This window comes from Photobacterium sp. Hal280 (assembly GCF_037162255.1).
Taxonomy (GTDB): Bacteria; Pseudomonadota; Gammaproteobacteria; order Enterobacterales; family Vibrionaceae; genus Photobacterium.
In genome coordinates this window covers 161,497-174,927 of record NZ_JARLUO010000005.1, presented here as the reverse complement: position 1 = coordinate 174,927, position 13,431 = coordinate 161,497, and the positions used below count along the sequence as shown (strand labels likewise).

Below are 13,431 nucleotides of genomic sequence, written 5' to 3'. Positions count from 1 at the left end.
TAGAGGTGACAAAAAAAGCGCCCGATGGGCGCTTTGGTCTTTATTTCCCGTATTTCATTACACAGTATCAGGCTGCAGCGTGCGCCTTGCCATGTTGCGAGGCAATATACTCTGCCACCGCCTGTTGCTGCTCACGATTCAGATACAGCCCCAGCTTGCTGCGCCGCCACAGCGCATCGTCTGCGCTGACAACAAACTCACGGCTGATCAGATAATCCAGTTCTCTGGCGTAAAAACCTTCGCCAAAATGCTGCCCCATCTCTGCTTCACTGCTGACACCTTCCAGGATCTGCCAGCTCAGGACACCGTAATTGGTTGCCATGCGATCGGCGGTAAAGGCGCTCATCCAGCTAAACCGGGTGCGTAAATCCGCACTGAGGCGCTCACGGTCAAAATCCACCTCGCCGCCCGGCAGGCAGGCTTGCGCCGTCCAGGCCGGTCCCATGTCCGGGAAGAAAGGCGCCAGCTTGCGCAGTGCCGATTCGGCCAGCTTGCGATAAGTGGTCAGCTTGCCGCCAAACACAGACAGCAAGGGCGGCTGAGAGCCTTCCTGTTCCAGCTCCAGCGTATAATCACGGGTCACGGCTTGCGGTGAGTCTGACTCATCATCACACAGCGGACGGACGCCGGAGTAAGTCCAAACCACATCCTGGCGTTGCAATTTGTGTTTAAAGTGATCGTTGTACACTTTGAGCAGGTAGCGAATTTCGTCTTCATCAATCGCCACCTGACGCGGATCGCCGTGGTATTCCACATCTGTGGTGCCGACAATGGAGAATCTGTCCAGATAAGGAATCACAAATACGATGCGGTTATCTTCGTTTTGCAGTATGTAGGCCTGCGGCTCGTCGTGCACGCGCGGGACCACGATATGCGAGCCTTTGATCAGGCGAATATTGCGCGGCGACGGGGTATCCAGACTGGTGTCAAAGAAGGTTTTCACCCACGGGCCGGCCGCGTTGACCAGCGCATGCGAGCGACGAATGAAACGCTCACCGGTCTGGCTATCCAGCACAGTCACTTGCCACAGCTCGCCGTCACGCTCGGCCTTTTCAACCCGGCAGCGGTTCCGCACTTCACCGCCACGGGCCGCGGTTTCCATCGCATTTAAGATCACCAGACGGGCATCATCAACCCAGCAGTCTGAATATTCAAAGCCGCGGGTAATTTCAGGCACCAGCGCGGAATCCGCTCCAAAGCGTAATCCTTCACTGGCGGGCAAAGTGGTACGTTTTCCTAAATGATCATACAAAAACAAGCCGGCCCGAATCATCCAGGCAGGACGCAGGTGCGGCCGGTGCGGCAGGCGAAAACGCATTGGCCGGGCAATATGCGGGATTTTTCGCAGCAGGACCTCTCGCTCGGCCAGGGCTTCGCCAACCAGGCGAAACTCGTAATGCTCAAGATAGCGCAGACCCCCGTGGATCAGCTTTGAACTGGCAGACGAGGTGGCAGATGCAAAATCATCGGCTTCAAACAGTGCCACTTTCAACCCGCGACCTGCGGCATCAGCGGCAATACCCGCACCGTTAATGCCACCCCCTACGACGATAATATCCAGAATCTCGTTTGCTGCTGTCATGCCTTTCACCTGTGCCTTAACTACGCTGCGCGCTTACCGTATGCATTGCCTCTCTGCTTATATTAGGCCATGCATTCGAAAGTGTTCACTTTGCATAAATGTTCGATATCGCTCAATATAGCCAATTGAAAAGCGAATATCATCCTTTTTATGCTCGAAAAATGACACCTATTTGATCATACGCACAAAAAAAGCTGCCTTATCAGGCAGCTTTCCGCGTGTATGCAGGCAGAACAATGCTCGTTGCAAACCGTGATGAGCGAAAACGCTCATCTCCAGCACTGTCAGTCGATGATGATTTCGAGGTGGGTATCCAGCTCTGCCATCCGCTTGGCCAGCGGCTCTGGCGGTGTTTTATTGGTGAACAGCATATCAATCTGGCTGATGTCTCCCAGATTGACCATGGCATTGCGGCCGAACTTGGTGTGATCAACACCCAGCATGACACAGCGGCTGTTTTCAATAATGGCTTGTTTGACCCGGACTTCGTGATAGTCGAAATCCAGCAGGGAGCCATCGAGATCAATGCCGCTGATCCCGATGATGCCAAAGTCCAGACGGAACTGGGAGATGAAATCCAGGGTCGCTTCCCCCACGATACCGCCGTCACGATTACGCACTTCGCCACCGGCCAGAATCACCCTGAAATCATCTTTGCCGGTCAGAATACCGGCGACGTTCAGGTTATTGGTCACGATCCGCAAGTCGGCGTGGTCCAGCAAGGCGCGCGCCACCGCTTCCGGCGTGGTCCCTATATCAATAAACAGCGTGGCGCCGTCGGGGATATGCTTGACCATCGCCTGCGCGATACGGTCTTTCTCGGCCAGCTGCATCACTTTACGGGTGGTGTAGGACGTGTTGACCGAGCTGGACGGCACTGTCGCCCCGCCGTGATGGCGCCGGATTTTATTCTCTTCGGCCAGCTCATTGAGATCCCTGCGGATCGTCTGCGGGCTGACGTTAAAACGGGCAACCAGGTCATCGGTACTGACATAGCCCTGAGTTTTCACAAGATCGATGATCTCCTGATGACGTTTGCTTTGCTTCACTGCTGTTACTGCTCCTGATTGACGAAGTTCCAATGACCGTAGTGGCCCGTTTTCCGGGCGTGCTCATCTTACTGGGCAATCGGTCTGGTTACTAGGTAAGTGATCCCACTCCTGGCTGAAACCTTACTGTGCAGAATCCGCCGGCTGCCGCAGATGCGCATCGACAAAAGCCAGCAGGCATCCTGAAATCAACCCGAACAGATGTGCCATATTGGCTACTTCAAACCCCATCACACCAACGAAACCTAAGACCAGCCAGACCAGCATAAAGACGACATAGCCATTGGGAATCGTGAGGCCCCGCGAAGGGGCCAGCCAGCCCAGCCACCACAGGTAACCCATCAATGCGTAAACCACGCCGGATAAGCCGCCGAAGTTGGGGCCGTGGAACCAAAACTGTGCCAGGCCGGATACCAGCGCGGAAACGATGAAGACTTCCAGTAACTTGCCGCTGCCGCTGTGTCGCTCAAGCCGTCCGCCCAGCACCCACCACCACAGACAGTTAAATATCACATGCAGTGCGGAGAAATGGATCAGCGTGTGAGACACATAACGCCAGATTTCCCAGCTGTCGCCCTGCATGGTCGGAAAATGCAGCCAGTAAAATAGCGGTACCTGCCAGCCCAGCAGCCAGCCACCGTAAATGCCGAGCGCCAGCACCATCACCAGCAAACAGACAGGCCCGGCACCCGACTTGACCATGTCAACCATACTGGGACTGTCGTAACGAAACGAAGGCTGCTGGCGGCGGTTCGCCACCTGCCAGGAGGCAGCCTGGTATTTCTGATCGTCAGGACGGCGGAGAAACTGCTGCCACTCGGCTTCGGTTTCTACCTGATGTGCTGGGTCAGACAACCAAATGGCAAACTGGCCGCCGGGTTCAGCGGCCAGGGTCAGTTCAATACCACGGGAGGCCATGTAATCGATGAAGGCCTGTGCCATTCGAGGGTTATTGAGCACGGCGATACGCTGCATCTCAGACTCCCTGTTAAAAGTTGTGCGCCGGCAGGCGCAGGGTGATCATCTGGCTGAATTACTGCTCAACGCACGGATAGGCCTGACGACGCCACGCTTCAAAGCCGCCGTCCATGCTGTACACGGTTTCATACCCCTGATTAATCAGATACTGGGCAGCGCCCTGAGAGCTGATCCCATGGTAGCACATCACGATCACCGGCTGCTCGAAGTCAACATCATCCATAAAACTGACCATAGTGTCATTGGTCAGATGAAAAGCAGACGCCGGATGAGATAAGGCGTGAGATTGAGGATCGCGGATATCAACCAGTACCGCCTTGGTGTCGGACTGTTGTAATAATGCGTAGGCTTGCTCAACCGAGATATGTTCAAACTGCTCCATGATGACCTCATTCTTTAATTTTCAACCGGGGGCCGGCATCTGGCTGCGGCCCCCTCATCACACGATCTTACGCGACACACGATCGACGTAAAAACCGGCCATGGTATATGGCAATAGTATGCGGCAATGATATGCCCAGGGATCCTGGCTCATTGAGCGCGGTATTCCCAATTCTTGCAATGCCAGCCAGTATACTCAGTTACTCACAGCTTTGAAAAAAATCTGGCTGCCTTTTGCCTGCAGGTTTTGCCAAATCTCCTTACAGGATCGAGAGTTAGTCAGACTGGCTGTGTCAGCCGGCACCCTGCTGATCATAGTTTCACCAGCTGTGGAAAAAACTGTGAATAGCGTTGATAATGTGTTTCAGCCCAAAAGGATCCACTAGATATAGTAAAGATCCGATCAAAGCCTGTGGATAACATTTTCAGCCGCCACCAGGCCAGCCCGTGCTCACTCAGCAAACCGCCATTCCATCGGTGTTCAGGCATAAAAAAACCGGCTCAAAGCCGGTTTCTTCATTCAATAAGTTTGTGGATAGAAAATCCAGCGACCCACAGGGATCCTTACCCCCAGGATCCTGCGCCCTACGGATCGTTACAGCGCTTCACCGACGGCATCTTTCAATTTGCGCATCGCGTTTTTCTCCAGCTGGCGAATTCGCTCGGCAGAGACACCATAATGATCAGCCAGATCCTGCAATGTGGACTTATCGTCCTCCAGCCAGCGTGAACGCACGATGTGCTGGCTGCGGTCGTCCAGATTCGCCAGTGCCAGTGACAGACGATTGTTGGCGTGATCTTCCCAGTTATTCTCTTCATAACTGAGCGCCACGTCAGATGACTTATCTTCCAGGAAATACACAGGTGCTGTGTAGCTGTTATCACGCTCGTCATCATCGGCCGGCATATCAAAAGTGGCATCCTGCGCAGCAAGACGGGATTCCATCTCACGCACTTCACTGGTTTCCACACCCAGTTGCTCGGCCACCATTTCGACTTCTTCATTATTAAACCAGCCAAGGCGCTTTTTCGCCTTACGCAGGTTGAAGAACAGTTTACGCTGAGCCTTGGTGGTCGCAACTTTCACGATCCGCCAGTTACGCAGCACATACTCATGAATTTCAGCCTTGATCCAATGGACAGCAAAAGACACCAGTCTGACACCCACTTCCGGGTTAAAGCGTTTGACCGCCTTCATCAGACCAATGTTGCCTTCCTGAACCAGATCAGCCATTGGCAGGCCATAACCTGAATAGCCGCGGGCAACATGGACTACAAAGCGCAGGTGCGACAATACCAGACTGCGGGCAGCCTCAATATCACCGTCATAATGCAGACGCTCAGCTAACTCCCGCTCCTGCTCGGCTGTCAGCATCGGATGGCTGTTTACAGACCGGATATAGCCTTCCAGGCTATCAGCAGAAACTAAAGCTAATGAAGTCATCTCTTTTGTCATTCAAGTAACCCCTGTGGATGCTTTGCCAGGGCTAAATCCCCTGGACTTTCACGTCAGTCAGGCAGCATGACGCTGCCAGACCGATAATAATGCCTTCAATACTGCACAAAATGCAAGCATGCGTAACCAATAGGTAGAGTCTGATTCGTCATATTGGTTCAATTTCTTTTAAATGTCTGCCGGCCGAAAGACGAGCCGCCAGTATGCCCAGCAAAGCGGATAACAGGATCAGCAACAGGCATTCGTCCCATGCCAGGCCGGTTAAGTGGAAATCACTGCCATACAAGGCTGCCAGCTTATCCACTGCACCTTCCAGTATAAAGCTGACCACCGTAGTAAGCACTAACGCAGCTACCGAGGCCAATAAGCCATACCAGGCACCTGTGTACAGAAAAGGCCGCAGAATATAGGTATTGGTCGCCCCGACCAGCTTCATGACCTGGACCGCCTCTTTCTGATTTTGCAACTGAAGACGCAGGGTATTCCCCACAATCAGGAACACCGCCAGCAGCATCAGACCCGCCATTAACAGAGTCAGCGTGACACTGAGTTGTTTGATGGCATCAAGACGCTGCAGCCAATCGCTGTCGAGCCGGACATCATCCACACCGGCCTGTTCACTGAGCTTGCGGGCCAGTATTTCCGCCTGGCTGCCCGACTGCCACTGCACCGAAGGTTTGATAATCAGCACCGCCGGCAGGGGGTTTTCATCCAGCAGGCTCAGTGCCTTGGCAAAGCCGGCATGCGCGCGAAATTCATCCAGTCCCTGTTGAGGAGAGACATAGTCCGCCGATTGGATTTCCGTCCAGCCTGCCAGCGTATCCCTCAGGGCACGGGCGTCTGAATCGCCGGCACCCGGCGCCATGTAAACCGTCAGCTGAGTCGGGTTCTGCCAGGCCTGACTGACAATCGCAATATTCTTGGCCGCCAGGTAAAAACAGGCCGGCAGCGTCAGAGCAAACGCCAGCACGGCCAGCGTCAGCACATTGCCCACCGGACGGCGCCATAAATCAGTGAGTGCCTGCTTACCTACCTGTCGCTGGACAGAGAACCAGCTTTGAGCTTCACGCGCCATACGCCACCTCGCGCAAACTGCCCTGGTGTAAATCAAGCCGTCTGTAACTGTGACGGCTTAATAAAGAGGTATCGTGGGTGGCCATCAGTACACTCACCCCGACCCGGTTAAATTCGGCAAACAATCCCATCATCTGCTGGGACAAATCAGCATCGAGATTGCCGGTCGGTTCATCCGCCAGCACCACCAGCGGCTTATTGACCACAGCCCGGGCAATACCGACCCGCTGCTGTTCCCCGCCGGACAGCTGAATCGGCAGGCATTGTGCTTTATCCAGCAGGCCGACTTTATCGAGCGCGGCGGAAACCCGCCGCTTCACATCCCCGGCCGGAGACTGGGCGATTTGCAGCGGCAGCGCCACATTGTCAAACACAGTCCGGTCCATCAGCAGTCTGTGATCCTGAAAAATCATCCCGATATGACGGCGAAGAAAAGGGATCTGATGGCTGTCGATTCGGGTAATATCATGATCATTGAAGAAAATCCGGCCATCACTCGGCCGCTCAACCGCAGCGATCAGTTTCAACAGCGTACTTTTACCGGCACCGGAATGGCCGGTGAGAAAGGCCATCTCACCTTTTCCCAGATGGAAATCCACTTTTTGCAGGGCCTGGCGACCGCCCCGATATGCTTTACTGACCTGCTGAAACCGAATCACAGTTAATCCTCGTCGCTGAACAGAGCCTCAATAAATTCCTGGGCGGCAAAAGGACGCAAATCTTCAATCCCTTCGCCAATCCCAATGTAGCGGATAGGGATATTGAACTGATCCGCGATGGCAAAAATTACCCCACCCTTAGCCGTGCCATCCAGTTTGGTCAGTGTAATACCAGACACTGGTGCCACTTCACTAAACAGTTTGGCCTGACTGATCGCATTCTGGCCAGTACCGGCATCGACGGTCAGCATAATTTCATGCGGCGCCAGCGGATCAATTTTCTGCATCACCCGGACAATCTTACGCAGCTCTTCCATCAGATTGCCTTTGTTCTGCAGACGGCCGGCGGTATCAGCAATCACCACATCGACATTGCGCGCTTTGGCGGACTCAATCGCATCATAGATCACAGACGCGCTGTCGGCCCCGGTATGCTGGGCAACCACAGGCACGTTGTTGCGATCGCCCCACACCTGCAGTTGCTCGACCGCCGCGGCCCGGAAGGTATCCCCGGCGGCCAGCATGACAGACAGGCCCTGCTGCTGAAATTGCTTGGCCAGCTTGCCAATGGTGGTGGTTTTACCCACGCCATTGACGCCCACCATTAAAATCACATACGGCTTGCGGCTGGTGTCGATCACCAGTGGCTGCTCGACTTTGGCCAGCATCTCACTCAGCTCGTCTTTCAGCAGACCGTACAGGGCCTCGCCATCTTTGAGCTGTTTGCGGTCGGCTTTTTCGGTCAGGTTTTCGATAATCTTGAGCGTGGTGTCCATACCGACATCCGCAACCAGCAGCTGCTCTTCCAGCTCTTCAAACAGATCATCATCAATCTGCTTGCCCCGGAATAAACCGAAGAAGCCTGCCCCCAGATTGTTGCGGGTTTTCTTCAGCCCTTTCATCAGCCGGGCAAAGAACCCCTCGCGCGGCGGTTTTTCCTGCACCGCTGGCTCCTCAGAGGCAGAGACCGGTTCAGCCGCTGCTTGCTGGCTTTGTGGCTGTGCCTCGTCTTCTACCGGCCGGATCTGAGTATCGGCCTCGACATCCAGATGCACACTCTGCTCTGGCAATTCGGGCTCAGCGTCGCGGTGCGTCAGCGGGGCTTCCGCATCCGCCATGTCCTGATGAGGCGGAACCGGCTCCTCTGCGGCAGCAGACTGGGTTTGCGTCTCCGTAGCGACATCTTGAGGCTGCTCCGGCTCTATGGTCTCTTCTTGCGGCTTATGCTGTTCTTTTTGCTCGGTTTGTTCTTCTTCACCAAACCCCAGCCATGAAAATAATCCGCGCTTCTTTTTTCTGCCATTGGCAAATCCTAGACATTGATTGGTACAATTTACGGCCTGAAAATAAAGGGCCTGTTTATCTTTGGGCTTGCCAGCTTAGTGTACCCGGCAAACATAGCCAATCGCCAAGGTAACAACGAACAAACACAAAGATAATCAGGCCCATGTATACTACCACTTTCTCTACGGTCGAAGAAATGTATGACTAGACGTAAGACGCATTCCGGACACAAAGCTAACCCGCCCAGCCAGGCCGGCTTTGTGCGTATCATCAGTGGCCGCTGGCGAGGACGTAAACTGCCGGTCCACGATGTGGCCGGGTTACGCCCGACAACCGACCGTGTCAAAGAAACCGTTTTTAACTGGCTGGCACCGGATATCCACGGCTCGCGATGCCTGGATCTCTTTGCCGGCAGCGGCAGCCTGGGTCTTGAAGCCTTATCGCGTGGCGCTGACCATCTGACGCTGCTGGAGCTCGACACGAAAGCCGCCAGCCAGCTGAAGCGTAATCTGGACACGCTGGCAACCGACAAAGCTGAGCTGCATCAGACCGACAGCCTGGCTTTCCTCAATCAACCGGGGTCGGCTTTTGATCTGGTTTTTATTGATCCGCCTTTTCGGCGTGACATGCTGCCGGAGGTAATTCGTCTGCTGGAAACCAATGGCTGGCTGACCCCTAATGCCCTGATTTATCTGGAAGCAGAAAAGGAACTGGGACTGCCTGATACGCCCGAACACTGGCAGCTCATCAAAGAAAAATCGGCGGGACAAGTTTGCTACCGCCTGTATCAAAGAGAGGAAATATGAAAGCGCTGATTTTACTGGCGAAAGTTGCGATCGGATTTGTCTGGGCGGTGCTTTTGCTCAACCTGTTCCACCCTTTCCCGGGTGTGGCGGCGATCGCTCTGTATATTATGACGGCGTTTCTGCTGGCGATGCATGGCCTGCAAATGCTGATTTTCCTCGGTGCGTTTGGTGACAAACTGTCTCTGAGTCGCTGGGAAAAATGGTCGATACTGATTTTCGGCATCTTTGCGCTGCTGGATATTCGCCGTAAGCACATGGTGTAAAAAGCTCACAGCAAGGGCGCTCTAACAGCGCCCTTCGTTGATTCATTCATTGATTGATTCAGCGCTCGGTCTCGGGTTTATCGGTGCCGCATTGCCAGCACCAGTCAAACTGGCCTTCGTTCTCTTCGCCGCAGGACACGCAACGCCAGCGCCGCTGATTCCCCTTCTCGTACCCGGCGAGTAACTGGCGCGCCTTCAGTGCATCCTCTTCCGATACCCAGACTGTCACCTGTACCACATCCGCCGGTAATTCCCCGGCAGCCGAACCGAGATTTTCCCCGGTCAGACGCACCGCCAGACCGGCATGTTCCAGCAGTCCTTTCAGGGTGTGCGCTTCCAGGCTGTTGCCCGCCCGGTAGATCTGTTGCCAGCTAGCTGCCATTACCAAACCCTTCTCTTTATCATCAGCGTAGCAGCACACTGACCACTAAGAGCGACTGGGCAAGATAATAGGTGGTCATGATACTGCCGGTGGCAGCCCTGAAATGGCCTCTGAACCGATCCAGGGCCAGCAAGGTATCGGAGACCAGAAACACCAGCGCCCCGGCAAAGGCAGCCAGGCCGGCACCTGTGCGGGTCGTCAGCCAGTATTCACCCGCAGCCCAGGTCATTTGCAAAATCACCCCGATATAGACACCGACCGGCAGAGCCAGCCGGCCCAGCGACGGCAGCAACAGCAGATAGACGATAATCCCGGCCCCCATCAGCAAGGCAGGCAGCCACCAGACAATCGAGCCGGTCAGCTCATTCCAGAAGGCCAGTGAATACACGATGTGCGCCAGCAAGAAGCTGGTCAGGCCCGGCACAAACTTGTCTTTGGGCAACATCAGAAAAATGTCCCCGGCGACGGAGCACAGCAGACCGGCCATGATCCATTGCTGATAGCCATCACTTTGGCCAAACTGCAGGATTGTTGCCAGCAGCAAGACAATCGTCAGCGGTTTAAACAAATAAAACTGCCACTGCGGACCGCGGTAAGCGGCATTGATATGTAACAAAGCAGAAAAAGAAATGGCTAACCAGACCCACATACGTTCACCCGAGTTATCAAAGCAGTGACAGTGTAAAAAGCAAACACAGTTTGTCTAGCTCAGATAGACCAGAAACCCGGTCAATTCTCACCTCTGTGATCCATCACTCTTTCATATAACTTATTCCTTTACCGCCACTTTTATTCCTTTTCGTTCAATGCTATGGCTGCGATTCCCTGCCTGAGAACAAAAACAATGCGCTTCCGCTGCCCAAACCGCCAGGTTCGTACTCATGCGACAAATACCGCTTCAGTTTCGCAAATCCAGTAAAGAAAACGGATAGAAACCCCGTTCAAAACAAAAAATAAAACACAATAAAAACAAAAAGATAAAACAAAACACACCACCAGAAACAGGTCAGAGCTCTCTTGAGCTCTTTTATCGGACATCCACGCACTTACTAAACACTGAATGTCGATAAATAACGTAAATCGTATGCAAAAACCTGAGCCAGCTGTATACCTTACCCTGTTTTATTTAGTTTTATCACGAAAAACAACGATAACTAACGCCAGACGCCGCCAGAGCACAAAACCACAACCAGAACTTAAACACGGATAAAATCAGAATAATAAAACCAATAAAAATTAATGATAATCAAATACTTAAATGAGATCAAAAACTTAAAAACCCAACAAGGTTGTTTTTTGACCTCACCATTTTCAGCAGCAAAATGTCATCGACAAAGGGATTTCATGACAACTAAAAGTAAATTTATTGCTAAATATCACACTCTTCCTTTGATCAGGCGACAAAAAAAGTGCTATTCTTTTCTTAACAAATTTTCCAGCAACAGAACAGGAGCCTATAACTATGTTATCACCCTCTCAAAAACAAGGGCTTGTCATGATCGCCGTCGTCGCCGGTCTCATGTTGCTGCCTGTGCTTTATTAAGCAAAAGATAAAATTAGCCAATAAAAAAGGTGCCTGAGGCACCTTTTTTATTGTGTCGCTATCCTGCGCCATCCGTTACGGATCCAGCTTGATATGGTGCCAATTGTTTGAATAAAACCACATCGCCAGCGCGGTCATGCCTAGCACCAGCAACACGGCAACCGCCCACACCCTGCGTGCACTGCGGGGCGTCAGCTCTTTTTCGCACGCCTGACAGGCCCGCCGAAAGCGACGACTGTCATCCAGGCTAAATCCTTCCTCATGCACCACTTTATTGCGTATGGTGGCCACATAACGCAAAGTCGGGATGATCTCATGCGGCAAACGCTCTTCACAGCTGGTAATGAGCTGATGCAGCCCTTTTCCTTCCGCATGATAATGGTGCCGCAGCAAATACTCGAGGCGCCGGCTCCGGCTCACCACTAATTCAATTTCTGACACCCACATCTCTCCTGCTACACACTTCTTCTTTAACCTTACAAGGAGATCAGCCAGTTGCAAATCTACCGGCAGCGATCTCACCATCCCCGCATTCTGTCACAGACAACCCGATACACACTCAAGCATAATAACGGGCAGTTACCTAAGGAGCCTGCTATGCCTGTTACTCTTGTTCTGATTCTTCTGGTGTTGCTTGTTGTTGCTGTCGCCTCATTCGCTTACATCTACCGCCGTCATCTGTCGGGCAACGCGGCGATAGAAAAGAAAATCGAGGTGCTGATACTCGATAAACAGAGCGTCGCTGTCGACAACACGCAACCCGGCAGCGACAGTGAAGAATATTGGCTATATGTCCAGCCGGTCAAAGGCGGCCCTAAACGTGATTTTCAGATCGGACCGCACTACTTCCACGCCCTGAATCCCGGTGACTCAGGTACCCTGACCTACCGAGGCCGTCTGTTCCTGCACTTTGCACTGAAGCGCTGACAAATGTCGCCATCGTCAGTAAGACAATACATCAGGGCACCAGCCAGGCCGTCAGCCGGTGTCGGCTGAGCAGCCAGCTCGCCAGCAAAGCAAGGCCGCCGGCCACCAGAGTCCAGAACGGTATCATCACAACAGGGTGAATAAAGTACCAATCAAATGCCCTGACCGGCCACAGAAAAATCGGGTGCAGCAGGTAAATCCCCAGACTGTAACGGCTCACAAAGGCCAGCTTGGTCAGCGTCTCTTCACTGAGGCGATCGGCAATATAACGGCACACCATAAAAACCATCGCGGCAATGAGCACAGTATTCAGGGTTTTGTAAGACAGCCAGCGGCCCACCATGTATTCACCGGCCGCAAAGCTGCGGCTGAGTACCATATAATCGGTCAGCAGCAATGCCGCTATCCCCAGGGGCAGTAACCAGCCCAGAGTCGGCCAGGAATAACGATAAAGGCAATAACCCAGCAGCAGATACCCGCTGTACAGCACCAGCTGGTGGCTCCAGGGGCCGTCGATGTAAAACAAAAACAGAGCCGTCAGCAGCATCCATACCAGCGTCACCCCTTTCACTGCTGTGGGATCCGCCCGCTTCACCCACGCCTGCAAAAACGGCATCACCAGATACAGAGGCAGGAAGTAGTAGAAAAAGCCCAGGTGATAATAGGTTTCGTGCTCCGGCATGTGAGCCAGTGTCGTCATCGCGGTACTGCTCTGATAGCCCTCAGGGGTCAGGCCGGAAAAAATGCATAAAACACCGACCACACCAGAAAAGGGATCAATACCTTACCCAGTCGTCGCCGGACATAATAATTGAGCTCAAACGGCCGGGTATCTGTCAGCATGAGCGCGCCGCTGATCATGATAAAGACAGGCACAGCCCAACGGCTGAAGCTGTTATAACTCACCGCGGTAATCCAGGCATGGTCCGGGATCTGCCCGATCAGTTCACGGTAAGGCCCTAACACATGAATCACAACCACAGCGGTGGCGGCAACACAGCGCAGTAAGTCGACAAAGACTATTTTTTCCCGCATGGGATCTCCTTC

General features: G+C 53.3%; 14 protein-coding genes and 1 pseudogene. 3 read left to right on the top strand and 12 right to left on the bottom strand.

Translation table 11 applies throughout. From position 1 onward, the window contains the following. Positions 1-67: 67 nt before the first annotated feature. The 8 genes from glpD to ftsY form a co-directional block, all read right to left on the bottom strand. A complete protein-coding gene (glpD, locus tag P4S53_RS09885) occupies positions 68-1,582 on the bottom strand; it encodes a glycerol-3-phosphate dehydrogenase (protein WP_337112557.1) in 1,515 nt (504 codons plus the stop codon). A gap of 284 nt (positions 1,583-1,866) precedes the next feature. Next, positions 1,867-2,631, bottom strand: coding sequence for a DeoR/GlpR family transcriptional regulator (locus P4S53_RS09880; protein ID WP_120513684.1), 765 nt, complete (start codon positions 2,629-2,631; stop codon positions 1,867-1,869). 123 nt (positions 2,632-2,754) lie between these two features. Beyond that, on the bottom strand, positions 2,755-3,606 hold the full coding sequence (glpG, locus tag P4S53_RS09875; RefSeq protein WP_337112556.1) for a rhomboid family intramembrane serine protease GlpG: 852 nt from the start codon (positions 3,604-3,606) through the stop codon (positions 2,755-2,757). Positions 3,607-3,664: 58 nt separating this feature from the next. Continuing rightward, positions 3,665-3,991: a thiosulfate sulfurtransferase GlpE gene (glpE, locus tag P4S53_RS09870; protein WP_337112555.1), complete on the bottom strand. Its 327-nt coding sequence runs from the start codon at positions 3,989-3,991 to the stop codon at positions 3,665-3,667. A 594-nt stretch (positions 3,992-4,585) separates the two neighbouring features. Beyond that, positions 4,586-5,446 carry an RNA polymerase sigma factor RpoH gene (gene rpoH, locus P4S53_RS09865; protein WP_161458540.1) on the bottom strand — a complete coding sequence of 287 codons (861 nt, stop codon included), beginning with the start codon at positions 5,444-5,446 and terminating at the stop codon, positions 4,586-4,588. A 148-nt stretch (positions 5,447-5,594) separates the two neighbouring features. Continuing rightward, positions 5,595-6,521, bottom strand: a complete 927-nt coding sequence (ftsX, locus tag P4S53_RS09860) for a permease-like cell division protein FtsX (protein ID WP_337112554.1) — start codon at positions 6,519-6,521, stop codon at positions 5,595-5,597. Beyond that, on the bottom strand, positions 6,511-7,179 hold the full coding sequence (gene ftsE / locus P4S53_RS09855) for a cell division ATP-binding protein FtsE (RefSeq protein WP_027250514.1): 669 nt from the start codon (positions 7,177-7,179) through the stop codon (positions 6,511-6,513). Before ftsE ends, ftsX begins: the two co-directional genes overlap by 11 nt. 2 nt (positions 7,180-7,181) lie before the next feature. Continuing rightward, positions 7,182-8,447, bottom strand: coding sequence for a signal recognition particle-docking protein FtsY (ftsY, locus tag P4S53_RS09850; RefSeq protein WP_442958682.1), 1,266 nt, complete (start codon positions 8,445-8,447; stop codon positions 7,182-7,184). Between the two features lie 216 nt (positions 8,448-8,663). Here ftsY and rsmD point away from each other — a divergent pair, with 216 nt between their 5' ends. Together rsmD and P4S53_RS09840 are read left to right on the top strand one after the other, a co-directional pair. Next, positions 8,664-9,269: a 16S rRNA (guanine(966)-N(2))-methyltransferase RsmD gene (gene rsmD / locus P4S53_RS09845; RefSeq protein WP_337112552.1), complete on the top strand. Its 606-nt coding sequence runs from the start codon at positions 8,664-8,666 to the stop codon at positions 9,267-9,269. After that, positions 9,266-9,532 carry a DUF1145 domain-containing protein gene (locus tag P4S53_RS09840; protein ID WP_027250511.1) on the top strand — a complete coding sequence of 89 codons (267 nt, stop codon included), beginning with the start codon at positions 9,266-9,268 and terminating at the stop codon, positions 9,530-9,532. Before rsmD ends, P4S53_RS09840 begins: the two co-directional genes overlap by 4 nt. 58 nt (positions 9,533-9,590) lie before the next feature. Here P4S53_RS09840 and P4S53_RS09835 read toward each other — a convergent pair whose 3' ends face one another. The 3 genes from P4S53_RS09835 to P4S53_RS09825 all read right to left on the bottom strand — a co-directional run bounded on the left by P4S53_RS09835 (position 9,591) and on the right by P4S53_RS09825 (position 11,898). After that, on the bottom strand, positions 9,591-9,914 hold the full coding sequence (locus P4S53_RS09835; RefSeq protein WP_337112551.1) for a putative signal transducing protein: 324 nt from the start codon (positions 9,912-9,914) through the stop codon (positions 9,591-9,593). 22 nt (positions 9,915-9,936) lie between these two features. Beyond that, on the bottom strand, positions 9,937-10,563 hold the full coding sequence (locus P4S53_RS09830; RefSeq protein WP_337112550.1) for a lysoplasmalogenase: 627 nt from the start codon (positions 10,561-10,563) through the stop codon (positions 9,937-9,939). 969 nt (positions 10,564-11,532) lie between these two features. Continuing rightward, positions 11,533-11,898: a DUF4145 domain-containing protein gene (locus tag P4S53_RS09825; protein ID WP_337112549.1), complete on the bottom strand. Its 366-nt coding sequence runs from the start codon at positions 11,896-11,898 to the stop codon at positions 11,533-11,535. A 156-nt stretch (positions 11,899-12,054) separates the two neighbouring features. Between P4S53_RS09825 and P4S53_RS09820 the strand changes: the two genes are divergently transcribed. After that, on the top strand, positions 12,055-12,384 hold the full coding sequence (locus tag P4S53_RS09820; protein WP_337112548.1) for a DUF2500 domain-containing protein: 330 nt from the start codon (positions 12,055-12,057) through the stop codon (positions 12,382-12,384). A gap of 31 nt (positions 12,385-12,415) precedes the next feature. Here the strand turns inward: P4S53_RS09820 and P4S53_RS09815 are convergent. Beyond that, positions 12,416-13,419 (bottom strand): annotated as a pseudogene (locus P4S53_RS09815) (acyltransferase). Between the last annotated feature and the right edge of the window lie 12 nt (positions 13,420-13,431).